Source organism: Lysobacter solisilvae (genome assembly GCF_016613535.2).
Classification (GTDB): Bacteria; Pseudomonadota; Gammaproteobacteria; order Xanthomonadales; family Xanthomonadaceae; genus Agrilutibacter; species Agrilutibacter solisilvae.
Genome location: NZ_CP071518.1, coordinates 3140487 through 3164758, shown reverse-complemented (window position 1 = coordinate 3164758; position 24272 = coordinate 3140487). Strand labels below are relative to the sequence as shown.

Here is a 24272-nt window from a genome sequence, read left to right as displayed (position 1 = left end):
TGGCACCCCTGGCAGAGTCAGCCATGCCAATGACAAGACAGAACAATGCTATGCCGTAAAGAAGCTTCCCCATCCGTTCCCCCTATTGTGTAGAAGCGCGCCTAACGCCTGAATTAAGCCGAGCCGCGAAGCGGCTTCGGCTTGAATGAATTGTTAGGCGCCACCCTTTGCCCCGGAAGCGCCGCTGTTGATGCGCACTATACGGTCAATCTCCTCAAGGCCGACCTGGGAGAGGAGTCGATACACCGCTGCCGTGGATATGGCCGGAGGAAATAGCAATTGGTGCTGCTCAGGATTGTTGGGAGGACGGACGACCTGCGCCTCAATGCCGTGGCCGGCAAAGAAATCATCGAGGAAGTCATGCAGTTCAACGTCTCGAACCGTCAGCAGGCACTGGCCATTCCAATCGCTCAGCTCTACGTGCTCAGTGAATTTCATGTGTGGCGCCTAACGCTTGGTTCTGCCCCCGCATTCGAGGGGCTGCGCTGAGTATGCCGAGGGCAAGGCGGGGAGCCAATTAATTGGTTCCCCGGCTCAATGGGGGCACTTATGGGGGCAGATTGCGTCGAAAGGGTTTGGAAAAGTTTTGAAAATCAATGTGATGAGAGAGTTTTGCGGTGCCCGCTCCAGCACCAAAGGCGCACATGTGGTCGCCATCTCACCGATCATTCACGTGGCAGGCCTCTAGGCTTGTGCGTGTGTGTCTGTCCTGAGGCGGCTGCGTGAAGGTGTCGGACAAGGATCTGATGTACCTGGAGGCTTTGGGCCGGAACGGGTACTCAATGCTGTCTGCGTCGACGTGGGACGAGGCGCGGCCGCGCCTGAAACAGGTCTGGGATTCATCGGGCCGCGCACAGCGCCTCCCATGGGAGGTGATCGAAATCCTCGTTCACGAGGCTTGGCTCCAGGCCGCTGATTCGGCCCTGCGGCGGTCGTCCGGGACCGGGTAATCCATCGGGTAGAACCCACTCGATTGGCGTTGGGCAACCGGTCCGGTGGTCCGCGGGTTGGCATTGCCTGTGGGGTCCGGCTGCGGTGCGAGCCATCTCGCTGCCGGCCACTCCTTGACCAGGCCCAGGCAGATGGGCGCGACGCCGCCCGCGCGGCGCGGGACCTGCCGCCTTTTCCGCCGCCCCCCACGACGATTTAACCGGCCGGGCGATAAAATTCCGCGCGTTGGTAGTGGGTAAAAGAGAACGATTGGCGATGGTGCCTCTCGACCGCTATATCGACACATTCGCCCATGTGGCGAGGCACCGGCTCGCCCTGCAGCCCTGGCATGACATCGAGCCTGCCCTGGCCGAGACATGGGAGCAGTTGCGGGAGCCCGGATCGCCCGGGTGGGAGGATGTGGCTCCCCTGGTCCGCAGCGAGGCATCGAGCGCAGCGAACGACGCGGGCTGACTCGCGGGCACCGCGGCGCGGCCGCGCAACATGGTCGACATGCCGCTGCCACCTGCCTTTCCTTCCCGGGCCGCGGTCGCGGTCGAAGCGGGTCGCGACGCTCTTCGAGGATGGCAGTCGCCTGCCGCGCCGGCGGGCAGGGAGGGTTCCCGGGAACGCTTTGAAGCGTTTGTCGGATGCCTTCAAAGCGATGGGGGAATCCCTTCAAAGCTATTCCCCAATACCTCCGGAGGGTCTCCGGAACCCTCCAGAGCTATTGCCGGATACCTCCCGAGGTATTGGGGAATAGCTTTGAAGCGATTGTCCAATACCTCCGGAGGGTTTCCGGAACCCTCCAGAGCTATTGCCGGATACCTCCCGAGGTATTGGGGAATAGCTTCAAAGCGATTGTTGGATCGCTTTGAAGCTATTCCCGGATCCCTGCCTTCCGCTCCCGGCGGGCCAGAGGAGAGCGGTGGGATCTGTGAATTCCTGGCGACCTTCCCGGCCTCGACGGCCGTTCCAGGTCCGACGACTTCCTCGTGGAAATCCCGTGCCAGCATTTCACCGAGGACGCGGATGCCATCGGTATGCTGGCGTGGTCGAAGCGCCGACGTCGGAAGTCATCTATTGTCTGGACTGGCGGACGGAAGTCGCGTCATCGTCACTGCGAACCGCCCCCGTCGGGAAGCGGGCGCCTGACATGACGGCCACAGGTGGCGCTGTGTCGCGCGCCTGTTCCCAACCGCACTTTCGCGAGTGTCATCGTCGACTCGTCCGGCAGGACGGATCGGCCTCCAAGTCATACCTGGCGGAACCCATGGACTATCAGCTCATCATCAAGTTCTGGCGCAAGTCGCTGGACAGCGAAGCCTTCCTCTCCACGATCGAGAGCGAACTGCAGGCGGTGCTCGGGGACTCGGCGCAGACGGATGGCTACGACGTCAGTTCCAAGGAGATCAACCTGTTCCTGATCACGCCCGATCCCCGCCACACGTTCCGGCGGGTGAAGGGGGTGCTGGAGACCCTGGGCGTGCTGCATGCGGTGTCGGCGGGCTCCCGCCTGGTGGGCGGGGCCCAGTTCTCGTCGCACTGGCCGTTGCGGAGCACGCGGAAGTTCAAGCTTCCGTAGCGCGCCATTCAAGGCGCGCCATTCAAGGGCGCGTCATTCAATAGCGCGCCCTCCAACAGCGCGCCATCGAACAGCGCGCCCCTCGTTCCGCGCCCGTCAGTGACTGGCGGTGCGGGTGCGCAGCGCTCCGTCAGTCGGCAATCCCGTCGAACAGGCCGTTGAGCCCGGAGTAGGGCATGGCCTGCGTCGACAGCGGGGCTGACAGCCCGTCGCGCATGAAGTCGCCGGCCAGCTGCGCGATGCGGTGGTAGGCCGACTCGGCGAGATTGGAGCCGGCGCTCAGCCGGCGCACGCCCCAGGCCTGCAGTTCTTCCGCGCCGGGCAACGCGCTGCGCGCCAGCAGGTTCAGCGGCAGGGTCGTGCCCGAGACAATCGTTTCGATGCCCGCGCGATCGCTCAGGCCCGGTACGAACAGGCCGTCGGCGCCGGCGGAGGCATAGGCGTGCGCGCGTTCGAGGGTGAGCGCGGGTCGCTGCGCGGCGGCGCCCATGCCGCGCAGGTAGACGTCGGTACGCGCATTGACGAACAGGTCGGTGCCGGCGTGGGCGCAGGCGCTGCGGATGGCTTCGATCTTCGCGCACAGCGCGGCTGGCTCGCCCGCGCCGTCCTCCAGGTTGATGCCGGCCACGCCCAGGTCGGCCAGGCGCGCGGCGAGGGCGGCCACTTCAGCCGGCTTGTCGGAATAACCGCCTTCGATGTCGATGGTCAGCGGCACGCGGATCACCCGGACGATGGCCTGGACCACGTCGAGCACGCGCGCGACCGGCAGGCGATCGCCGTCGGGATAACCCTGCGCCCAGGCGACGCCGGCGCTGGTCGTGGCGATCGCCGGCGCGCCGAGGCTTTCGATCAGGCGCGCGGTGCCGGCGTCCCAGGCATTGGCCAGGCGGAGCAGGCCGTGCTGGTGCAGCTGGCGGAAGGTGGCGACGTGGGAACTGGCGGGCATGGGGGAGCTCCTTGGAAAGGGGGGCATCTTCGCAGTGGCGCGGACGGTGTTCTGGCCGGATTCGGACGCTGATCTCAGGGCGGTCCGGACGCGGGTGGTAGACAGCGATAGCTCGAACAATCATCCCGAACTGTGTCCGCCAGGGCGATCTTGCAATGCCTGGGACACAGCGTTGCCGACGGCATCGGCCCATGCATGCCAACGCGCACGCGCCGCACACTTCGCCTCGATGGGCGTGCGCACACGCGCTGCATTGGCCGCGCACACGCGCCGGGCCCTAGAATGCCCGGCATTCGTGGCCACGCCGGCCGCGCGCATGGGACCACAATGCAGGATCCGCGCAACGCACGCATCGCAGTGATCGGCCTGGGCTACGTGGGCCTGCCCCTGGCCGTCGAATTCGGCAAGCGCCATCCCACCGTGGGCCATGACATCGACGCCGGTCGCGTCGCGGGACTGCGCGCGGGCCAGGACCGCAACGGCGAGACGTCGGCGGCGGAGATCGCGGCGGCCTCGCAGCTGCGCTTCACCGATGCCATCGGGGACCTGGGCGACAGCACGGTCTACATCGTCACCGTGCCCACGCCGGTCGATGCGCACAAGCGCCCGGATTTCCGCCCCTTGATCGAGGCCAGCCGCGCGGTCGGCAGCGTGCTCAGCGTCGGCGACGTCGTGATCTACGAGTCCACGGTCTACCCGGGCGCCACCGAGGAGATCTGCGTGCCAGAACTGGAGCGCGCATCCAGGCTGCGCTACAACGTCGACTTCTTCGTCGGCTACAGCCCCGAGCGCATCAACCCCGGCGACCGCCAGCGGCGGCTGGCGGACATTCCCAAGGTGACCTCGGGCTCGACGCCGGAAGCGGCGGACTTCGTCGACGCGCTCTACCGCGGGATCATCACCGCCGGCACGCACAAGGCCCAGAGCCTGAAGGTGGCCGAGGCGGCCAAGGTGATCGAGAACACCCAGCGCGACGCCAACATCGCGCTGGTCAACGAATTTGCGCTGATCTGCCAGCGCCTGGGCATCGACACCACGCAGGTGCTGGAAGCGGCCGGCACCAAGTGGAACTTCCTGCCGTTCCGCCCCGGCCTGGTCGGTGGCCACTGCATCGGCGTGGACCCGTACTACCTGATCCAGAAGGCGCAGGCCGCCGGTTACTACCCGGACGTGCTGCTGGCCTGCCGCCGCATCAACGACTCGATGGGCGAGCACGTCGCCGCCGAGGTCATCAAGCTGATGATCCAGCGCGGCCTGCCGGTCGCCGGCGGACGGATCCTGATCCTGGGCATCGCCTTCAAGGAGAACTGCGCCGACTTGCGCAACACGCGAGTGATCGAGCTGGCGCAGCGCTTCACCGAGTACCGCGCGCAGGTGGACATCTACGACCCCTGCGTCGACGTCCAGGCGGCGCGCGAGGAATACGGCGTGGAACTGCTCGAGGCCGAACCCGCGCATGGCCAGTACGACGCGATCGTGCTGGCGGTGGCGCACGAGCCGTTCCGGGCGATGGGCGCGCAGGGCGTGCGCCGGTTCGGGCGCGGCAACGCGCTGCTGTATGACATCAAGAGCGTGTTCCCGCTCGAGGCGGTCGACGCGCGGCTGTAGGCCGCGGACGGGTCTTGGTCAGTCGCGATCCGGGCGCGCATGGCGGGTCGAGACCCGCCCTACAGTTCGTAGGCTGGGTTGGCTTCATCAACCCAGCATTCCGGGATCCCAGAGGGCTGGGTTGATGGAGCCAACCCAGCCTACGTTGATTGGTCGCGCCGTCGTGATGGGCCTACAGCAACGACAGCACCTGTTCGGGCGGACGGCCGATCACCGCGCGGCCACCGTGCACGAAGATGGGGCGTTCAATCAGGCGCGGGTGCGCGGCCATGGCGGCGAGCAGCGCCTGGTCGTCCAGCGCGGGGTCGGCGAGGCCGAGGGTCGCGTACTCCTCCTCGCCGGTGCGCAGCATCGCGCGGACCGGAAGGCCCAGCTGGGCGGCGATCGCGCGCAGCTCGTCCGCGGTGGGCGGCGATTCCAGGTAGAAGACGACTTCCGGTTCGATCCCGCGTTCGCGCAGCAGTTCGAGCGCGCCGCGCGACTTGGAGCAGCGGGTGTTGTGGTAGAGGCGGGTGGGGCTCATGGCACCTCCTGAATGGCCCGGGCGATGGCCGGCCCAGAATGCAAAAGGCCCGCTTGCGCAGGCCTTTGCCGAAAACACGACTCTGGATCGGATGACGCTGGCGCGGATGACGCCGATCTGGAGACGCTGGATCTGGTGGGCGGTGCAGGGTTCGAACCTGCGACCCTTGCCGTGTGAAGGCAATGCTCTACCGCTGAGCTAACCGCCCGAATGGGGCGCGCATTCTAACGATAACTGCGGCGCCGGAGCAAGCGGGGCGGGATCGAAAGTGGAGCGTGATCCATCCCGGCAGGATACGGCCAGGCCGATCCTGCCATCCGCGCCGGCCGCGCCCGGGCGCTCACTCCAGTTGCGATCGTGCGTAGGCCGCGTCCAGCGCCTCCATCGCGTCCTGCGGCATGAGCCTGGCGGCCTTCTCGTAGGCCGCCGCCGCGGCGTCTTCCTGCTTCTCGCCGTGGAGCAGGATCAGCACGTTGCCGTGCTCGATGTGGGCGATGGGCGAGTCGGGCGTGAGCTTGAGCGCGGCCTTGATGTGCTTGTCGGCTTCGGCCGGCTTGGCGCCGTAGGTCAGGCCGCCGATCATCGCGCCGATCTTGCCCACGATCTCGGCGTGGTACAGGGCCATCGCGGTGTGCGCCTCGGCATGCTTGGGGGCCAGTTCGAGCGTGGTGTCCAGCGCGGCGCGGACCTTGCCCGCGATGCCTTCCTTGAGCGCCTTGGCGATCGACAGGCCCTGGCTGTAGCGGCCCAGCGCGAAAGCGAGGCGATAGTGGCTGTTGGCGTCCTCGGGGATGCTCTTGACGGCGGCGTCGGCCAGCTTGGCGGCCTGGTCGAAGCGCTTGAGCTTCTCGGCGTCGTCGTCGACCAGGTAAGTGGCATGGATGCCCAGCGCCTTCACCGCCACCGAGGCGCCGATCGGGCCCAGCGCCTGGCCCGCATCGAAGGCGGCCTTGAAATCACCGTGGTGGAAGCTGCGCCAGGCGTCCTGCAGCGCGGTGGCCAGGGCGTCGGCATCGAGCTTGGGCGCCGACTTGCCCGCGCCCTTGAGCAGCGCGGCCGCGCGCTTGGCATCCGGGAAGGGCTCGCAGTCGCCGGCGTGCAGTTTCGGCCAGGCCTTCTTCAATGCGTCGCCGGTGAAAACGAACGCCTTGGCGTCATAGGGGAATGCCGCCCAACCGGTCTTGCCTGCCATGCGCTTTTTCCATGCGGGGGGGAATGTGGAGCATCCGGTGGGGCGCCGGTCAAAAGCAAGCCCGGGCCGGAAATGCACTCGCCCGATCGGGTGTAGGCGGCATGGGACTGGCCGCCGCGTGTTCCGGCGGGCGTTGTAATCGGCACACGCTCCGGCCGGCCCGCGACGCGGCGGCGTGGAGGAGGTCCCATGCGGTATCCAGCGCGTTCCACCCGGGGCATGACGGATGCCATCGGCGCACGCACCACGTCCTCGCCGGTGCGCGCACTCGGCTGGGTGCTGGGGGCGCTGCTCGCCTCGCTCGGGTTCTGGCGCCCGGCGCAGGCAGAGACCGTCGCCAACTGCGTGGGCTTCATCGGCGGCGTGCCCACGTCCATTTCCACGCCCGGCGTGTGGTGCATGGACCAGGACGTGTCGACGGCGATCACCACCGGCAACGCGGTCACCATCCTCACCAACAACGTCACCCTGGACTGCAACGGTTTCAAGATCGGCGGCACCGCGGCCGGCCCGGCCACCCAGGCCGTGGGCGTGTTCGCCGACAGCCGCCTCAACGTGACGCTGCGCAACTGCAACGTGCGTGGTTTCCAGTTCGGCGTGCTGCTGTTCGACGCCACCGGAGGCGGCGGCCACGTGGTCGAGGGCAACCGCCTGGACGGCAATACCAACGCGGGCCTGTGGATCGGCGGCGACGGCAGCGTCGTGCGGGACAACCGGGTCGCCAACACCGGCGGCGTCGGCGCAGTGGGCAGCGCGTGGGGCATCCTGGTGCGCGGGCGCGTGGACGTGATCGGCAACGTGGTGTCGGGCGTGAATCCCAGCCAGACGGTGCCCGCGGCGGGCTTCGGGATCCAGGTCCTGGGCAGCACCGGCAGCCGGGTGGCCGGCAACATCGTGCGCGGCGTGATGGAAGGCACCGGCGGCGGCGCGCCGGGCGGTGCGGCCTCGATGGCGATCGATGAGAGTTCGGGCCGCGTGCTGGTGCAGGACAACAGCCTGTTCTACACCGGCACGGCCAATTTCTCGCTGGGGCTGAAGTGCTACGGCAATGCGCCGCTGGGCGTGGCGCGTGGCAACGACATCATCGGCTTCGCCTTCCCCTTCGTCGGCTGCGCCGACGGCGGCGGCAACCAGGTGCACTAGGCGCCGGCGGCGACCGCCGTCCGCGCGGAGGACCTCTCCATGGCGCGCTTCTTCCTACTCCTGCCGATCTTCGTGTCGGCATGGCTGGCCCCGCCGGCGCAGGCCGAGACGCACCGCGCGTGCACGGGTTACATCACTTCGTTGCCGACGGTGATCAGCAAGCAGGGCACCTGGTGCCTGCTGGCCGACCTGACCACGGCCCAGACCGGCGGCGGCGCGATCGAGCTGGTGAGCAACAACATCACCATCGACTGCAATGGCCATCGCCTCGGCAACCTGGCCGCGGGGCCGAACACGGTGGCGTTCGGCGTCCTGGGGGTCAACCGGCGCAACATCGTGGTGCGCAACTGCAGCGTGCGCGGCTTCCGGGTGGGCATCTACCTGCGCGGCCAGTTCGTCGACCTGGCGCTGGACGGCGGCGGGCACGTGGTGGAGGACAACACCGTCCAGGGCAGCACCGGATGGGGCATCGTGGTGGACGGGCTGGACAACCTGGTGCGCCGCAACCGCGTGCTGGACATCGGGCTGGGCAGCGAGCTGAACATCCGCGGCATCAGCACCTACGGCACCGTGGACATCCTGGACAACCTGGTCGATACGGTGTCATCGGCGCCGGGTTCGGGCCGGCCGGTCTGGGGCATCACCCTGAGCGGGGGCGACGGTCAGCTGGTGGCCCGCAACCAGGTGCGCAACCTGATGCCGGACTCGGGCTTCGGCTGGGCCATCACGCTGTCCACAAACGCGCGCCGCGCCGTCATCCGCGACAACCTGATGGTGAAGTCCGCGCTCGATGGGTCCCAGTTCGCCTGCTTCGCCAGCGGCACGGTGCAGCTGGCGCGTGACAACGTGGCCCTGGGCTATCCGGCCAATGTCGGCACCGGGTGCATGGACGGGGGCGGCAACCTCATCCTGCCCTGAGGACGCCGGCCCCCGGGCTCACTCGACGTAGGCGCGGGTCAGGGTGTTCAGGTGCACGCGTTCGGCGTCGCGCAGGAACGGCGCCAGCAGCATCATCACCTGGACGATGCCGGCGCGGATCGCTTCGTGCTCGTCCTTGTCGCCGCGCGCGGACGCGTAGTTGAGCCAGAACGTGGCGATGACCAGCACGTTGGTCGCGGTGGCGGCCAGTTCGGGGCCGGAGGCGCGCATCACGCCGGCCTGGGAGAGCCCGCGCATCACCGCGTGGGCCTGCTCGTCGGCGCGCCGCAGGATGCGCGCGAAGCGCAGGCGCAGGCGGCGGTTGCGGCTGAGGATCTCCACCAGGTCGCGGTAGAGGAAGCGGTAGTCCCAGATCGCCTCGAACACCAGGTGCAGCTGCAGCCAGATGTCCTCCAGGCCCGGCAGGCGGCCCTCGGGCGCGGCCAGGGCGCTGTCCATGCGCTCCTCGAAGCGCGCGAACAGCTGCTCGATGATGTCGTCCTTGTTGCGGAAGTGGTAGTACAGGTTGCCGGGGCTGATCTCCAGCTCGTCGGCGATGTGGTTCGTGGTGACATTCGGCTCGCCCTGGGCGTTGAACATCACCAGGCTGGCGTCGAGGATGCGCTGGCGCGTGTGCCGGGCCACGATAGGGTCGTAAGGGGCGGGCGCGGCAGGCGCGGCGTCAGCCGCGCAGCTTGCCGACCAGAGCGACGTACTTGGTCATCGCGTCGTCCTGGCTGGTGCCGGCCAGCTTGGCCCAGGCCTCGTACTTGGCCGTGCCGACGAAATCGAAGAAGCCGGGTTTGGGGCCAGTGACGTCGCCTTCCGAACCCTGCTTGTACAGCGCGTACAGGCGCAGCAGCGTGTCGTTGTCGGGGCGCTCGTCCAGGGAGTGGACATCCTTTGCGGCCTGTTCGAACTGGGACTTCAGATCCGCCATGGTGGTGGCTCCTTGCAGGACAGCGGGCATCACAACATGCGTCCCGGGGACGGTCAATACGGCGGGGCATTGTGGGCCGCGACGGCCTCTGGCAACGTAGCTCCTCGACCGGCATTCCCACGCGCCGGCGCACTCGGGGAGAGCAGGGCATGAGCTACTTCGTCACCGGCGCGACCGGTTTCATCGGCCGCTACCTGGTCAGCAGGCTGCTGGAGCGCAAGGGGACCGTGCACGTGCTCGTGCGCAAGGACTCGCAGAAGAAGTTCGATGCCGTCGCCACGAAGATGGGCTGGGACCGCAAGCGGGTGGTCGTCGTCGAGGGCGACATGACCGCGGCCAGATGCGGCCTCGCCCCCGCCCAGGTCAAGGCGCTGGGCGGCAAGGTCAAGCATTTCTTCCACCTGGCGGCGATCTACGACATGACCGCCAAGGCCGCCGAGCAGAAGGCCGCGAACGTCGAGGGCACCCGCAACGCGCTGGACCTGGCCGCGGCCATCGGCGCCGGCTGCTTCCACCACACCAGCTCGATCGCCGCGGCGGGCCTCTACCCGGGCGTGTTCCGCGAGGACATGTTCGAGGAGGCCGAGGGCCTGGACGATCCCTACCTGGCCACCAAGCACGAATCCGAAGGCCTGGTGCGCAGCGAGCAGCGCATCAAGTGGCGCATCTATCGCCCCGGCATGGTGGTGGGCCACTCGAAGACGGGCGAGATCGACAAGATCGACGGCCCGTACTACTTCTTCACCCTGATCAAGAAGCTGCGCGAGATGCTGCCGCAATGGATGCCCACGCTGGGCATCGAGGGCGGCCGGATCAACATCGTGCCGGTGGACTACGTGGTCGATGCGATGGACCACATCGCGCACAAGCCCAAGCTGGACGGCCACTGCTTCCACCTGACCGACCCGGAGCCGATGCGCGTGGGCGAGGTGCTCAACACCTTCGCGCGCGCCGGCCATGCGCCGGAGATGACCATGCGCATCGACGCGCGCATGTTCGCCTTCGTCCCGGGCGGGATCCGCAGCGCGGTGGGCAACCTGCCGCCGGTCAAGCGCTTCATCGGCATGCTGCTGCGGGACTTCAAGATCCCGAAGGAGACGCTGAAGTTCATCACCTATCCCACGCGCTTCGACAACCGCGAGGCCGAGCGCGCGCTGCGCGGCAGCGGCATCGCGGTGCCGCCGCTGGAGAGCTACGCCTGGCGCCTGTGGGACTACTGGGAGCGCCACCTCGATCCGGACCTGTTCATCGACCGGACGCTCAAGGGCAAGGTCAAGGGCAAGGTCGTCGTCGTGACCGGCGGCTCGTCGGGCATCGGTCTGTCCACCGCCCAGCGCGTGGCCGAGGCCGGTGCGATCACGGTGATCGTCGCGCGCGGCGAGGAGGAGCTGTTCAAGGCCCGCGACGAAATGAAGAAGGCCGGCGGCAAGGTCTTCGCCTACACCGCGGACCTGGCCGACATGGCCGACTGCGACCGGCTGGTGGCCAGGATCCTGGAGGAACACGGCCATGTCGACGTGCTGGTCAACAACGCCGGCCGCTCGATCCGCCGCTCCATCGAACTGAGCTACGACCGCTTCCATGACTTCGAGCGGACGATGCAGCTCAACTATTTCGGCAGCCTGCGCCTGATCATGGGCTTCATGCCGACGATGACCCATCGCCGGCGCGGCCACATCATCAACATCAGCTCGATCGGCGTGCTGGCCAACTCGCCGCGCTTCTCGGCCTACGTCGCCTCCAAGGCGGCGCTGGACGCGTTCAGCCGCTGCGCGCAGGGCGAGCTGTCGGGCAAGGGCATCAGCTTCACCACGATCAACATGCCGCTGGTGAAGACGCCGATGATCGCCCCGACCAAGATGTACGAAAGCGTGCCCACGCTGACGCCGGACGAGGCCGCGGACCTGGTGATCAAGGGCATCATCGAGCGTCCCAGCCGCATCGCCACGCGCCTGGGCATCTTCGCCTCGGTGATCAATGCCGTCGCGCCCAAGGCCTACGAAGTGGTGATGAACACCGCCTTCGAGCTGTTCCCGGATTCGGCCGCGGCCAAGGGCGACAAGAAGGCCCTGAAGGGCGAGGCAGCGCCCAGCAACGAGCAGATCGCGTTCGCGGCGCTGATGCGCGGCGTGCACTGGTAGGTTCGCCTTCGAATCGCCTGGCCGTTGCAGGCGCGCCCGGCGGGCGCGCCGCGGCCGGTCGGGTGCCGGATCGGCCGGGTGGCGGCATCGGCCCCGGTCGTGCTCAAACGAAGAAGGGACGCGGCCCGGCGGCTCGCGTCCCTTCTGTTTTCCAGGCCCGTGCGGCTGCGGCTGGCTTCAGAACGTCGCGCACTGCAGGAAGCGCGCCGGCCGGCTCGAGCCGGTCGGCGGCTGCAGGTGCAGGCGCGAGGTCCGCAGGTCCTCGTACTTCTTCAGCACCGAGCAGATGCCATTGACCGGATCGGCATTCTCGTCGACCAGGAAGACCATCAGCGTGGAGCGCGTGCTCCACATGGCGCGTTCCACGCCAGGCAGCGTGCCGACCATGCGGGTGACCTCGGTGCGGCGCTCTTCCTCGGTCGCCGGAGCGGCCACCAGGGGCGCGTCCTGGCCGGCCACGCGCGGCGCGGTGGGAGTGGGGCCGGTGGCATCGACCTGCGGATCCACTTGGGCCGGTGCACGCGGCATCATCATGCCGACGAACAGGCCCAGGGCCAGGGCCGCGACCCACGCCAGGACGCTCTGGCGCATCACGACCTTGCGCGACTTGTTCGACAGTTCCTCGCGGACGCTGGCCGCCAGTTGCAGGCGCACGAGCGGCCAGAGTTCCTCGCCGTCCACCAGTTCGACCCGGCCCGTGGCCAGGCGACGGGCGTCGCTGTCCGCCGTGCCAGGGGTGGCCACGACGCCGCCGTCGGCGCCGTGGAAGCGCACGGCATCGGTGACATCGCCGATCACGACGGGGGTGACGCGATAGTTGACGCCCTGCTTGCAGGCCAGCAGCCACTCGCGGCCGTCCCGGCGCAGGTGGATCACCGAATCCTGTCCGCGCTCGGCGGCGTCTTCGGCCGTTTCGGGTTCGAAGCCGCGGGCACGCAGGCCATCGACGACGATCTTGGAGAATTCACGCCAGCGCATTGCCGACAGCAGCGTCAGGCCCTCGGCGCGCTCCAGGCGCTGGCGTTGCACGCCCCACAGCCAGAACGTGGCAGCACCGCCTGCCAGAACGGCCAGTCCGATGGCAATCAACAACGGCACGACCATCGACGACGGTCCTTTCCGGGGGAGGGGCCAGAACTATACGTCAGCGTGGTGATGCCACGGAACCGTGGCGGGCCCAGCGGCCATGGGCCGGCGGCGTGGCGGGCGCCGAAAAAAGCCCGCCAGTCACGATCGCAGGGGGAGGGAGTCTGCGCAGGAGAACTGGCGGGCTGAAAGCGTCATGGAGACGGTCAGGTAACGCGGCGGGCTGCGGGCCCGCCACGCCTGCAATCAGGGGGTGGTCTTGCGGGGCTTGCGGGCGGCCGGCGCGCGGGCGGCGGCGGTGGCGCGGGTGGCCGGCTTCGCGGGCGCCTTGGGCGCGGCAGCGGCGCGCTTGGCGGGGGTACGCGTGGTGGTGGTGCGCGCGGCCGGCTTGCCGCCCTGGCGGCGCAGCTCGGCGGTCAGGCCGTCGACCTTGCGGCTCAGGTCGGTCAGGTCGTCGCGGCCGGGCACGCCGAGCTTGGTGAGGGCGCGCTGCACGCGGTCCTCGAACACCTTCTCCAGGCGATCCTAGGTATCGGTCGCGCGTTCACGGGCCTGGCCGACGGTGGTTTCCACTTTGCCGCGCACCGCATCGGCCTGGCCACCGGCGAAGCGCATCGCGTTCTGCTCGAGCTTGAGGCCTTCCTTGATCAGCGCCTCGAACAGCTTGGTGCCCTCGGTCTGCGCGCGGCTGAAGGCGCCCACGCCGGCCAGCCAGACCTGCTGGGCGGACTCGCTCAGGGTGCGGTTCAAGTGTTCGGCCTGCTGCGCCTTGGTTTTGGCGGAGGTGGTCTTCTTCGCGGTCTTCTTGAACTTGGCCATGGCGTTCCCTCGAGGGAGGTGGGTAATGACGTGACAATCGCGGGCCTGTCTAGAGCTTTCACACCACGCCCGGGCGCGCGGGTGACACCGGCGCGTGTTGTTCGCGCACCGTCCGGTGACGGCGGCCCGGGAGACGCCATCGGCCGCGACGGCGGGACGGGATCAGCCGGACGTGCGTTGCCGCTGCGCCAGCAGCGCGTCCACGTCATCCAGCGCGCGGCGCAGGCGCGCCGTGGTTTCGGTGGCACGCGGCTGCGGCCGCAGCCCCTGCAGGATCGAGCGCTCGTGGGCCTGGGCGATCACGTCGGCGCGCAGCGCCAGCCCGTGCGCTTCCAGCAGCGGGCCCAGCGTGTGCGCGCGCTCGTGCAGGTCGACCAGCACGTTGCGGTAGGCGATCTGCGCGATGCGCTCGCGGTTGGCGAAGCTGAAGGCATTGGTGAAGAACAGTTCGCCGTCCTGCGCGTTGGGCTCGAAGATCATCTGGTCCACGTCCGGGAACTGCTGGGCGTGCTTGGCCAGGCCGATCTGCATGCGCGACTGCAGGAAGGTGCGGAAGGTCTGGGACAGCACCGCGGGCAGGCCGCCGGCCGCCAGGCGCCCGGCATCGCTGGCGAAGGTGCGGGTGTCGCCCTGGGTGTTGAACGGCACCAGCGGGTTGACGCCCAGCATCAGGTCGATGCCGCGCTCGAGCACGACCGAGGCATGCATCGTGCGGCGCAGGGCGCCATCGACGAAGTGGCGTCCACGCAGTTCGACCGGCGGATACAGGCCGGGCAGCGCGGCACTGGCCTGCACCGCCTGCGAGATCGGGACGTCGTCCCAGCCGTCGCCGCCGAAGCGCACGGTCTCGCCGCTGTCGAGGTCGACCGAGATGACGAACAGGCGCGCCTCCAGTTCGCGGAAGTCGTTGGTCCGGCCGCGGCGCGAGAAGACGTCGCCCAGGAATTGCTCGACCTGCGCGTTGTCGAACAGCCCGGTCGGCACCAGGCCGCCGAAGCGGGTGATGAAGTCGGGCCAGCGCAGTTCACCCGGCGAGAACAGCAGCTCGCGCCACCAGTCCGACGCCAGCCGCGGCAGGCGCGCGGCGCGGCGCATGTATTCGAGGAAGGCCGGGCGCAGGAAGGTCTCGGGCCGGAACTGGACGTCGTCGCTGTCGCCGGTGAGGAAAATGCGGCACAGCTCCTGCGTGCCCAGGCGGTTGGCCAGCGCGGCGGCCAGGAAGGCGCCGCTGCTTACGCCGACGTAGCAGTCCAGGCGGGTGAGGTCGAGGCCTTCGATCGCCTCGTCGAGCGCGCGCAGCGCGCCCAGTTCGTACATGCCGCCGATGGGTCCGCCGCCGGCGACGGCCAGGGCCGATCCGCGGGGCGGAGGCGTCGGGTCCGGGCCGGGTGGTGCGTTGGCGAGCGGTATGGAGTGACAGCATGCGGTCGAGTACGGAAGGGATCGGCCGAGTGTAGCCGAGGGTGCGGGCACGAATCGGGATGCCGGTTGCGGTGTGGTCCGGCCCGGCCAGCAGAACCGCGGGGATGTGTGCGCCGCGCGATGGCGGGGCCGGGGCGATGGCGTGGCTTGCCTGCGCCTGCCGCGCTGGCGATCATCGCGGCAATGTCCCGCACCGGCGACCTCCCGCGACGGCTGGCCTGCCTGCTGGCACGCCACCAGGCGCTCCACGATCCCGCCCGCGAGCCGCGCAACGGCCTGCGCTGGCTGCCCGAACTCCGCCGCTGGCAGGCGGAGCGGCTGGAAGCGAGTTTCGATCGCTTCCTCGAGGATCCGCGGCGCCGGCCGGCCGCGCATTTCTTCCTCACCGACGTCTACAACGACCGCGATTTCAGCCGGCGCGACGCCGACATCGCCCGCGTGCTGCCGATGATGCAGCGCATGTTGCCCGGGGCGCTGCTGGGCACGCTGGCCGATGCGATCGAGCTGGGGCTGCTCACCCACGCCTTCGACCTGCGCCTGGCGCAACTGCTGCAGGTCCATGGCGCGCGTCGGCGCCGGCTCGATGCGGCGCTGTATGCGAAGGTCTACCGCGCCAGCGGCCTGCCGCGGCTGCGCGGGCACCAGATCGAGCTCATCGGCCGGGTGGGGTTCGGCCTGGGCCGGGGGCTGCGAATACCCGGCGTGGGCACGCTGCTGAAACTCTCCCGCGGCCCGGCGCGCAGCGCGGGACTGGGCGAACTGCAGGGCTTCCTGGAACGCGGCTTCACCGCATTCGGCGAACTGGGCGACGTGCGCGGCTTCATCACCGAGATCGAGGCCGAGGAACGCGCGGTGTGCGGCCGGCTGTTCGCCGGCGACCCGGATCCGTTCCGGGGGCAGATGGCCTAGGTCGAGCGGGCGCGGGTCCGCCGCACGCGTGGGTGGGGCGGACGCTCGTGTGCGGACCGTGTCTGAGCGGACCGTCTCTGGGCGGACCGACTCTGGGCGGACCGTCTCAGCTGAAGCGTTCGTCCAGGACGCGGCGGATCTCGGACTCGATGGGCCCCTTGAAGGCCGACATCAGGAAGCCCAGGTCGGCGGTCACCCGCAGGTTGGTGCCGGCCAGCGCGATCTTGCCGTCCACGCCGGCACGGCTGAAATTCAAGGTATCGCCGGCCCAGTCGTACTGGATGCCGAAACGCTCGCTGAGCTTGTCGGCGACTTCCTGCACGGCCTTGCGGGCCTTGGCGTGCGGAAGGGAGTGTTCGTGCAGGATGTCGATGCTGGGCATGGGTTCGTTCCGGGAGTGCACCGCTATTGTGGGGGCAGGGCGACCGCGCTCCAAGCGGCTGCGCGCCGCGCCGGTCATGCTAGATTGCCGCGACGTGAGCACCCTCAGACTTCGATTCCCGCAACGCCAGCAGGCCGACCTCGTGCTGGGTCCGGGCCAGCACGGTATCGGCCGGGACGCGGCCGGACACCCGGTCCTCGTCGACGATCCGGAGCAGGCCATCGCCTGTTTCCGCGTCGATCGCCGGGGCGTGTGGCTGCAGGTGAACGAGGGCGTGCGGGGATTGCACATCAATGGCCGGCCCACGCGGCGCGTGGCCATGATGCGCGCCGGCGATGCGGTCTTCATCGACGGCCAGCAGTGGCTGCTGCTGGGCGACACGCCCCCCAACGCGCCCGCGCAGTCGGTCGCTCCGCCCGCTGAACTGGCCGACCCGCGGCTGGTGCTGCGCGGCGTGGGCGGCGCGCACCACGGACGCAGCATCACCCTGGACCAGCCGCGGCTGGTGGGCCGGCTGGCCGAGTGCGACATCCGCATCGACGAGGCTGCCTTCGCCGACCGGCATGCCCGGCTCGAACCGCACACGCAGGGCGTGGTGCTGCGCGACCTGGGTTCGGAAGACGGCAGCGTCGTGAACGGGTGGCCCGTGCGCAATGCACTGCTGCGCCCGGGCGACCAGGTCGTGTTCGACTCGCATCATCGTTTCGTCGTCGAGGCCCCGCGGCGGACCCTGGGGGCCGAAGAACGCGCGCAGGCCGCGGCGCCGGCGATGGCCGCCGCACCGGCGATGGCCGACGGCCGGATGACCTCGGTGCGCCGGGTGCCCTGGCTCCTGCTGGCCGCGCTGCTGCTGGCGGCGTCGCTCAGCCTGCTGCTGCTGTACGGCGCCCGCTGACCCCGGGGGGTCGCGTCCCGGTCGTCCATGCCCGGGTGTCGTGGACGGCTTGTTTCCCGCTGCTGTAACCGCGCTCAGGCCGCGTGGGCCGACGTGGCGGAGCGCCGCGTGCGGGCGAGCCTGTCGCGAAAGTGACGGACCAGCCGCCAGCCGAGCAGGACAGCGAGGATCCCCGCGTACAGCGCGGGTTCGCGGATGTCGGACTTCACCAGCCACCAGAAATGCAGCACCGCGAGTACGCCGATGGCGTACACCAGCTTGTGCAGTCGCGCCCAGTTCCGGCCCAGGCGCCGGATCGCCGCCGTGGTGGAGGTCGCCGCCAGCGGCACCAGCAGCAACCAGGCCAGGAAGCCCACGGTGATGTAGGGCCGCTTGGCGATCTCCTCGAAGATCTGCGCCCAGTAGCCACGCAGGTCGAGCACCAGGTACGCCGTCAGGTGCAGCGTCGCGTAGAAGAATGCGTACAGGCCGAGCATCCGGCGGAAGGTGACCAGCACCGCCTGCCCGGTCAGCTGGCGAAGCGGCGTGATCGCCAGGGTGATCATCAGCAGTCGCAGCGCCCACAGGCCCAGGCGATGTTCTATTTCGGCCACCGGATCGGCGCCCAGGCCGCCGCTGCCGGTGAGCGCCTCCAGCCGGATCTGCCAGGCGAGGATGGCCGCCGGCGTCAGCGCCAGCAGGTGCACGAGGGTCTTGGCCGCGATCAGCCCGGTCGAAGTCCGCCGCGCCGGCGTGCGCGCGGCATGACCGGGGCTGGTGGTGCGCGGGCCCGCCATCGGGTCGCGTGCATGCGCACTCATGGCAGGCTCCGGCGCGGGAAGACGCGGTCTGCCGCGGCGCGGGGCCGCATCAGAACCACCGCCGCAGGTTCATGCCGGCATACAGGCTGGCGACCTGGTCGCCGTAGCCGTTGAACATGCGCGTGGGAATGCGCTCGGCGAACAGCTTGCTCGAAGTGCCGGCAATGCGGCGCTCGGTCCTCTGCGACCAACGCGGATGGTCCACCTGCGGGTTCACGTTGCTGTAGAAGCCATATTCGCTGGGGGCGGACTCATTCCACGAGGTCCGGGGCATGCGTTCGACGAAGGTGATCGCCACGATCGACTTGATGCCCTTGAAGCCGTACTTCCACGGCACCACCAGCCGCAGGGGCGCGCCGTTCTGCTGCGGCAGCGGCTTGCCATACAGGCCGGTGACCAGCAGCGACAGCGGATGCATGGCCTCATCGATGCGCAGGCCCTCGCGGTAGGGCCAGTTGAGCGACGAATAAGCCTGCCCCGGCATCTGCTGGCGGTCCTTCAGGGTAGTAAAGGCCACGTACTTCGCCTTCGACGTCGGCTCGAAGCGCTTGAGCACGTCGGCCAGCGGCACGCCCAGCCACGGGATCACCATCGACCAGCCCTCCACGCAGCGCAGCCGGTACACGCGCTCGCCCGGCGTCATGCCCTTGAGCAGATCGTCCAGCGACAGCGTGCCGGGCCGGGCGCAGTGGCCGCCCACCGCCACGCTCCACGGGCTCAGGCGCAGGGTGCGGGCGGCCTTGGAAGGGTCGTCCTTGCCGGTGCCGAACTCGTAGAAGTTGTTGTAGGTGGTCACGTCCTCGTAGCGCGTGCGCTCTTCATCCGTGCTCAGGCCCGAACGCAGCGCCTCGGGGGGTGGCCGCGGCGACCTTGGGTTCCGGGGCGGCGGCGTTGCTGCATGCGGCCAGGCCCAGGCCCGGGACGGCCGCCATGGCGGCGAGCAGGCGCCGCCGGTCGAGGTAGACCGCTTCATCCGTGATCCGGGAGGCGGGAACTCGCAGGGCATCGCGAAGGGACATGACGGACTCCGCAGGGATGGAAGGACTATATGAGAAGAGGCGATAAGGCCGCGAAAAGTTGCGCGTGCAACCCTTGCGCCATCGCGTGTTGCGCTGCGGCATACTCCACGGTTCAGGGAAGCGCCGGCGAGCCGGCGCAGAGGGAATGCTCTAGCAGTCCGGGAGCATGCTCGGCCTACCGTCCATTTCATGCCTTGGAGTTCCGATGTCGCGCGCCTTCAATTTCAGTGCCGGTCCCGCCACGCTGCCGCAGTCCGTCCTGGAGCAGGCGCAGGCCGAAATGCTCGACTGGCACGGCGTGGGTGCGTCGATCGTCGAACTCAGCCACCGCGGACCCGAATTCATCCAGGTGGCCACGCAGGCCGAAGCGGACCTGCGCGCGCTCATGGCCATCCCGGACGACTATGCCGTGCTGTTCCTCGGCGGCGGCGCGACCACGGTCCAGGCCCTGTTGCCGCTGAATTTCGCCGCGCCCGGACAGGCCGCGGACTACGTGCTCACCGGTCACTGGGGCAAGACGGCGATCAAGCAGGCCAAGCCCTACGTCGACGCGAAGGTGATCGCCTCCAGCGAGGCCGGCGGCTTCCGCGACATCCCGGCACGCGCGTCCTGGCAGCCCACGGCCGACGCGGCCTACGTGCACATCACGGCGAACGAAACCATCCACGGGGTCGAGTTCCGCGACATTCCCGACACCGGCAACGTCCCGCTGGTCGCCGACTTCAGTTCCTCGATCGCGTCCGAACCGCTGGACGTGTCGAAGTTCGGCGTGATCTACGCCGGCGCGCAGAAAAACCTGGGCCCGGTGGGCATCACCGTGGTGATCATCCGCCGCGACCTGCTCGAGCGCGCGGGCCAGCCGCGCGCCGACATCCTGGATTACCGCTCGCACGTGAAGGGCGAATCCATGCTCAACACGCCGCCGAGCTGGAACTGGTACCTGCTGGGCCTGACCGTCAAGTGGATGCTGGACGAAGGCGGCGTCGAGGAGTTCGCGCGCCGCAACGCGCGCAAGGCCGCGCTGCTGTACGACGTGATCGACAGCTCGGGCGGCTATTACCGCAACGAAGTCGCCACGGCGGTGCGCTCGCGCATGAACGTGCCGTTCTTCCTGCATGACGAGGCGCTCGACAAGCCCTTCCTGAAGGAAGCCGACGCCGCGCGCCTGATCTCGCTCAAGGGCCACCGCGCCCTGGGCGGGATGCGCGCCTCGATCTACAACGCGATGTCCGAGGCCGGCGTGCAGGCGCTGGCCGACTTCATGCGCGATTTCCAGACAAGGCACGGGTGATGGCCGGAACGACCCGCAAAAAGGCGGGGGCCGCCAAGGCCCCCGCGTCCGGAAAGGCCCGCAAGGATGTCGCCGAAGCCGCCAGCCCACGCGGTCGTGCCGCGGCGAAGGCGAAGGCAGCCGACGATGCCGCCAAGCCGGACCTGGGCCAGGTCCGCGCGCAGATCGACGGCATCGACCAGCAGATCCAGTCGCTGATCAAGCAGCGCGCGCACTGGGCGCACCAGGTCGGCAAGGCCAAGGGCAAGCTCGCCGCGGCCGTCGACTACTACCGGCCCGAGCGCGAGGCGCAGGTGCTGCGCAAGGTCGTGGACCGCAACGATGGGCCGCTCGCCGACGACGTCCTGGTGCGCCTGTTCCGCGAGATCATGTCGGCCTGCCTGGCCCAGCAGGAGCCGCTGAAGATCGGCTTCCTTGGCCCGGAAGGCACGCATTCCCAGCAGGCGGTCTACAAGCATTTCGGCCATTCGATCCATGGCCTGCCGCTGTCGAGCATCGAGGAAGTGTTCCAGGAAGTGGAGGCCGGCCACGCGGATTTCGGCGTGGTGCCGGTGGAGAACTCCACCCAGGGCACGATCCAGTCGACCCTGGACATGTTCCTGACCTCGAACCTGCGCATCTGCGGCGAGGTGGAGCTGCGCGTGCACCAGCACCTGCTGTCGCGCAGCGGCCGGGTCGAGGACATCGAGCGTGTCTACTCGCACCCGCAGTCCTTCGCCCAGTGCAAGGCCTGGCTGCGCCAGTACCTGCCCGCGGCCGAGAAGATCGCCGTCATCAGCAACGCCGATGCGGCGCGCCGCGCGCGCAACGCCGATGACGCGGCCGCGATCGCCGGCATCAGCGCGGCCACGGTCTACGGCCTGAAGTCCATCGCCGGACCGATCGAGGACCGGCCGGACAACACCACGCGCTTCCTCGTGCTGGGGCGCGAACTGTTCCCGCCGTCGGGCAACGACCGCACCTCGCTGCTGGTGTTCATCAAGGACCAGCCCGGCGCGCTGTTCCACGTGTTGGCGCCGTTCGCCAAGCACGGGCTCAGCATGAACCGCATCGAGTCCCGGCCCGGCCACACCGGTCGCTGGCAGTACGCCTTTTTCATCGACATCACCGGGCACGCGCAGGAGCCGGCGATGCGCCTGGCGCTCGACGAGGTGGCCGAGTTCGCCCAGGAAGTGAAGGTGCTGGGCTCCTACCCGGTGGCGATCGCATGAGTGCGGCGCCGGCCGCCGCGGGGTGTCCCGCATTCGACGAAGCCTGGTTCGCCGCGCGCGCCTCGCGTGGCGTGCAGGGGCTGAAGGCCTACGACCCCGGCCACGACCTGGTCGCGCTGCGCCGGAAGTTCGGCGAGGAGCGCTTGCTGGAGCTGGGCTCCAACGAGAATCCGTACGGCCCGTCGACCGCCGCCCGGATGGCGATCCTCGACCAGATGCAGTCGCTGCACCGTTATCCCGATCCGCTCGGCCTCGACCTCAAGCGCGCTCTGGCGACGCTGCACGGCGTGGACACCGGCGCGATCCTGCTCGGCAACGGGTCCCACGAGCTGCTGATGCAGCTGGCGCAGGTGTTCGCCGGCCCCGGCGATGAGGTCGTGTATTCGCAGTACGGCTTCGCGGTCTTCGCGCTGGCGACCCAGTGCGCCGGAGCCAGCGCGCGCGTCGTGCCCGCCCGGACCCGCGATCGCGCCGACATGCCCCTGGGTCACGACCTGGATGCGATCGCCGCGGCGATCACGCCGGCCACGCGCCTGGTGTACGTGGCCAACCCCAACAATCCCACCGGCACCTGGTTCGGCGTCGATGCGCTCGACGCCTTCCTGGCCAAGGTGCCGCCGGAGGTGATCGTCGTCTTCGACGAGGCCTATGCCGAGATGGCGGTGGCACCCGACTACGCCAGTGCGCTGGGTCGGCTGGGCCGGCACGGCAACCTCGTGGTGACCCGCACCTTCAGCAAGGCCTATGGGCTGGCGGGACTGCGCGTGGGCTACCTGCTGGCCGCGCCGGGACTGGTGGCGGTGATGGAGCGGGTGCGCGAGAGCTTCAACGTCAACGGTCCCGCGCTGGCCGCCTGCGAGGCGGCGCTCGACGACGCCGCGCACCTGGACAGCTGCGTCCGGCGCAATGCCGTCGAACGCGACGCGCTGGCGCAGGCGCTGCAGCGCCGGGGGCTGCGCGTGTTTCCGTCTCAGACCAATTTCCTGCTCGTCGAATTCGGCCCCCAGACCGCCCTGATCGAGTCGGCGCTGGTCGCGCAGGGTGTAGTGCTGCGCCCGATGGGCGGCTACGGCCTGCCGGACTGCCTGCGCATCACGGTCGGTACCGCGGATGAGAACCAGCGCCTGCTCGCAGCCCTGGACGCGCTGCTGGACCTGTCCGACGCATGAGCGGCGCCGACATCCGCTACTGGACCGCGACTCCCGGCGGGCCGCTGCGCGGCACCCTGCGCGTGCCGGGCGACAAATCCATTTCCCACCGCGCGGTGATGCTCGGCGCGCTGGCTGAAGGCGTGACCCGCATCCGCGGGTTCCTGGAAGGCGAGGACACCCGCGCGACCGCGCGCGTGTTCGCGCAGATGGGCGTGCGGATCGAGGCGCCCAGCGACGGCGAGCGCCTGGTCCATGGCGTCGGCCTGCACGGCCTGCGCGCGCCGGTGCAGGCGCTGGACTGCGGCAACGCCGGCACGGGCATGCGCCTGCTGGCGGGCGTGCTCGCGGGCCAGCGCTTCGACAGCGTGCTGGTGGGCGATGCGTCGCTGACGCGCCGGCCGATGCGCCGCGTGATCGACCCGCTGGTCGCGATGGGCGCCCGCATCGACAGCCAGGACGGCCTGCCGCCGCTGCAGGTGCACGGGGGCGCGGTGCTGCACGGACTGGAGGCCACCCCGGATGTCGCCAGCGCGCAGGTGAAGTCGGCCATCCTGCTCGCCGGGCTGTACGCGCAGGGCGAAACCGCGGTGCTCGAACCGCACCCGACCCGCGACTACACCGAACGCATGCTTTCCGCCTTCGGCTGGCCGATTGAGTTCTCACCCGGCCGCGCGCGGCTGAGCGGCGGCCATGCGCTGCGCGCCATCGACGTGGACGTGCCGGCGGACTTTTCCTCGGCGGCGTTTTTCCTGGTCGCCGCCAGCCTGGTGCCGGGATCCGAGCTGACCCTGGAACGGGTCGGCGTGAATCCTCGCCGCACCGGCCTGCTGCACGTGCTGCAGGCCATGGGCGCCGACATCGAGGTCCGGCCCGCGGGCGAGCAGGGCGGCGAACCGGTCGCCGACCTCCACGTGCGCCACGCCCCGTTGCATGGCATTGAAGTGCCGGTGGCGCATGTGCCCGACATGATCGACGAGTTCCCGGCCCTGTTCGTCGCCGCCGCCTGCGCGAGCGGCCGCACCGTGGTGCGTGGCGCGGCGGAGTTGCGGGTGAAGGAATCGGACCGGATCAAATCCATGGCGGCCGGACTGCGCGCGCTGGGCGTGCGCGTCGACGAGACCCCCGATGGCGCCACCGTCCACGGCGGGCCACTGCAGGCCGGCGTCATCGACAGTGTCGGCGACCACCGCATCGCGATGAGTTTCGCCATCGCCGGGCAGTGCGCGCAGGGCCCGGTGCGCATCGCCGACACGGCGAACGTGGCCACGTCCTTCCCGGGCTTCGTGGCGCTGGCACAAGGCGCTGGGATGGGGCTGGCGGACGCCTGAGGGCGGCTCCGCCGCCGTCGGGCGCGGTCGGTA

The 24272-nt window shown here is 69.3% G+C and carries 22 protein-coding genes, 1 tRNA gene and 2 pseudogenes; 12 read left to right on the top strand and 13 right to left on the bottom strand.

Annotation, left to right across the window (positions count from 1 at the left end):
- Positions 1 to 153: 153 nt before the first annotated feature.
- On the bottom strand, positions 154 to 438 hold the full coding sequence (locus I8J32_RS13885; protein WP_200615657.1) for a hypothetical protein: 285 nt from the start codon (positions 436 to 438) through the stop codon (positions 154 to 156).
- Positions 439 to 1206: 768 nt separating this feature from the next.
- Between I8J32_RS13885 and I8J32_RS13880 the strand changes: the two genes are divergently transcribed.
- Both I8J32_RS13880 and I8J32_RS13875 read left to right on the top strand, forming a co-directional pair.
- Positions 1207 to 1404 (top strand): hypothetical protein, encoded by a 198-nt coding sequence (locus I8J32_RS13880; protein WP_200615656.1) that lies wholly within the window; start codon positions 1207 to 1209, stop codon positions 1402 to 1404.
- Positions 1405 to 2203: 799 nt separating this feature from the next.
- Positions 2204 to 2515, top strand: coding sequence for a hypothetical protein (locus I8J32_RS13875; protein ID WP_200615655.1), 312 nt, complete (start codon positions 2204 to 2206; stop codon positions 2513 to 2515).
- A gap of 130 nt (positions 2516 to 2645) precedes the next feature.
- Here I8J32_RS13875 and I8J32_RS13870 read toward each other — a convergent pair whose 3' ends face one another.
- Positions 2646 to 3461, bottom strand: coding sequence for an isocitrate lyase/PEP mutase family protein (locus I8J32_RS13870; protein ID WP_200615654.1), 816 nt, complete (start codon positions 3459 to 3461; stop codon positions 2646 to 2648).
- A 327-nt stretch (positions 3462 to 3788) separates the two neighbouring features.
- Here I8J32_RS13870 and I8J32_RS13865 point away from each other — a divergent pair, with 327 nt between their 5' ends.
- Positions 3789 to 5069, top strand: a complete 1281-nt coding sequence (locus tag I8J32_RS13865; RefSeq protein WP_200615653.1) for a nucleotide sugar dehydrogenase — start codon at positions 3789 to 3791, stop codon at positions 5067 to 5069.
- A 172-nt stretch (positions 5070 to 5241) separates the two neighbouring features.
- Here the strand turns inward: I8J32_RS13865 and arsC are convergent, their stop codons facing one another.
- The 3 genes from arsC to I8J32_RS13850 all read right to left on the bottom strand — a co-directional run bounded on the left by arsC (position 5242) and on the right by I8J32_RS13850 (position 6784).
- Entirely contained in the window at positions 5242 to 5592 is a 351-nt protein-coding gene (gene arsC, locus I8J32_RS13860) for an arsenate reductase (glutaredoxin) (protein WP_200615652.1), read from the bottom strand.
- Between the two features lie 133 nt (positions 5593 to 5725).
- A tRNA-Val gene (locus I8J32_RS13855) sits at positions 5726 to 5800 on the bottom strand.
- Positions 5801 to 5932: 132 nt separating this feature from the next.
- Positions 5933 to 6784 carry a tetratricopeptide repeat protein gene (locus I8J32_RS13850; protein ID WP_207526627.1) on the bottom strand — a complete coding sequence of 284 codons (852 nt, stop codon included), beginning with the start codon at positions 6782 to 6784 and terminating at the stop codon, positions 5933 to 5935.
- A gap of 189 nt (positions 6785 to 6973) precedes the next feature.
- Between I8J32_RS13850 and I8J32_RS13845 the strand changes: the two genes are divergently transcribed.
- Both I8J32_RS13845 and I8J32_RS13840 read left to right on the top strand, forming a co-directional pair.
- Positions 6974 to 7927, top strand: coding sequence for a right-handed parallel beta-helix repeat-containing protein (locus I8J32_RS13845; protein WP_207526626.1), 954 nt, complete (start codon positions 6974 to 6976; stop codon positions 7925 to 7927).
- Between the two features lie 39 nt (positions 7928 to 7966).
- Positions 7967 to 8845 carry a right-handed parallel beta-helix repeat-containing protein gene (locus I8J32_RS13840; protein WP_200615649.1) on the top strand — a complete coding sequence of 293 codons (879 nt, stop codon included), beginning with the start codon at positions 7967 to 7969 and terminating at the stop codon, positions 8843 to 8845.
- Between the two features lie 18 nt (positions 8846 to 8863).
- Here the strand turns inward: I8J32_RS13840 and I8J32_RS13835 are convergent, their stop codons facing one another.
- Both I8J32_RS13835 and I8J32_RS13830 read right to left on the bottom strand, forming a co-directional pair.
- Positions 8864 to 9490 carry a TetR/AcrR family transcriptional regulator gene (locus I8J32_RS13835; RefSeq protein WP_200615648.1) on the bottom strand — a complete coding sequence of 209 codons (627 nt, stop codon included), beginning with the start codon at positions 9488 to 9490 and terminating at the stop codon, positions 8864 to 8866.
- 37 nt (positions 9491 to 9527) lie between these two features.
- Positions 9528 to 9785 carry an acyl-CoA-binding protein gene (locus I8J32_RS13830; protein ID WP_200615647.1) on the bottom strand — a complete coding sequence of 86 codons (258 nt, stop codon included), beginning with the start codon at positions 9783 to 9785 and terminating at the stop codon, positions 9528 to 9530.
- Between the two features lie 149 nt (positions 9786 to 9934).
- Between I8J32_RS13830 and I8J32_RS13825 the strand changes: the two genes are divergently transcribed.
- Positions 9935 to 11926: an SDR family oxidoreductase gene (locus I8J32_RS13825; protein ID WP_207526625.1), complete on the top strand. Its 1992-nt coding sequence runs from the start codon at positions 9935 to 9937 to the stop codon at positions 11924 to 11926.
- A gap of 177 nt (positions 11927 to 12103) precedes the next feature.
- On the opposite strand, the gene I8J32_RS13820 is transcribed toward I8J32_RS13825, so the two are convergent.
- From I8J32_RS13820 to I8J32_RS13810, 3 genes and pseudogenes are all read right to left on the bottom strand, one after another.
- Positions 12104 to 13030, bottom strand: coding sequence for a restriction endonuclease (locus I8J32_RS13820; protein ID WP_200615645.1), 927 nt, complete (start codon positions 13028 to 13030; stop codon positions 12104 to 12106).
- Between the two features lie 228 nt (positions 13031 to 13258).
- Positions 13259 to 13831 (bottom strand): annotated as a pseudogene (locus tag I8J32_RS13815) (phasin family protein).
- A 162-nt stretch (positions 13832 to 13993) separates the two neighbouring features.
- Positions 13994 to 15148, bottom strand: a complete 1155-nt coding sequence (locus tag I8J32_RS13810) for a patatin-like phospholipase family protein (protein WP_245156339.1) — start codon at positions 15146 to 15148, stop codon at positions 13994 to 13996.
- 288 nt (positions 15149 to 15436) lie between these two features.
- Here I8J32_RS13810 and I8J32_RS13805 point away from each other — a divergent pair, with 288 nt between their 5' ends.
- Positions 15437 to 16162 carry an FFLEELY motif protein gene (locus I8J32_RS13805; RefSeq protein WP_200615642.1) on the top strand — a complete coding sequence of 242 codons (726 nt, stop codon included), beginning with the start codon at positions 15437 to 15439 and terminating at the stop codon, positions 16160 to 16162.
- Between the two features lie 106 nt (positions 16163 to 16268).
- Here I8J32_RS13805 and I8J32_RS13800 read toward each other — a convergent pair whose 3' ends face one another.
- Entirely contained in the window at positions 16269 to 16544 is a 276-nt protein-coding gene (locus tag I8J32_RS13800; protein WP_200615641.1) for a polyhydroxyalkanoic acid system family protein, read from the bottom strand.
- A 76-nt stretch (positions 16545 to 16620) separates the two neighbouring features.
- On the opposite strand from I8J32_RS13800, the gene I8J32_RS13795 reads away from it, so the two are divergent.
- A complete protein-coding gene (locus I8J32_RS13795) occupies positions 16621 to 17439 on the top strand; it encodes an FHA domain-containing protein (RefSeq protein WP_407060969.1) in 819 nt (272 codons plus the stop codon).
- 74 nt (positions 17440 to 17513) lie between these two features.
- Here I8J32_RS13795 and msrQ read toward each other — a convergent pair whose 3' ends face one another.
- Positions 17514 to 18215, bottom strand: coding sequence for a protein-methionine-sulfoxide reductase heme-binding subunit MsrQ (gene msrQ / locus I8J32_RS13790; RefSeq protein ID WP_200615803.1), 702 nt, complete (start codon positions 18213 to 18215; stop codon positions 17514 to 17516).
- Between the two features lie 73 nt (positions 18216 to 18288).
- Positions 18289 to 19258: pseudogene (msrP, locus tag I8J32_RS13785) on the bottom strand (protein-methionine-sulfoxide reductase catalytic subunit MsrP).
- A 205-nt stretch (positions 19259 to 19463) separates the two neighbouring features.
- Between msrP and serC the strand changes: the two are divergent.
- Genes serC through aroA form a run of 4 tightly spaced genes read left to right on the top strand, consistent with a single transcriptional unit; the run spans position 19464 to position 24239 of the window.
- Positions 19464 to 20549, top strand: a complete 1086-nt coding sequence (gene serC / locus I8J32_RS13780; RefSeq protein WP_200615638.1) for a 3-phosphoserine/phosphohydroxythreonine transaminase — start codon at positions 19464 to 19466, stop codon at positions 20547 to 20549.
- Positions 20549 to 21760, top strand: coding sequence for a prephenate dehydratase (gene pheA / locus I8J32_RS13775; protein WP_200615637.1), 1212 nt, complete (start codon positions 20549 to 20551; stop codon positions 21758 to 21760). Before serC ends, pheA begins: the two co-directional genes overlap by 1 nt.
- Complete coding sequence (gene hisC / locus I8J32_RS13770; protein WP_200615636.1) at positions 21757 to 22929, top strand: histidinol-phosphate transaminase; 1173 nt, start codon at positions 21757 to 21759, stop codon at positions 22927 to 22929. Before pheA ends, hisC begins: the two co-directional genes overlap by 4 nt.
- Entirely contained in the window at positions 22926 to 24239 is a 1314-nt protein-coding gene (aroA, locus tag I8J32_RS13765) for a 3-phosphoshikimate 1-carboxyvinyltransferase (protein WP_200615635.1), read from the top strand. Before hisC ends, aroA begins: the two co-directional genes overlap by 4 nt.
- Positions 24240 to 24272: the final 33 nt, after the last annotated feature.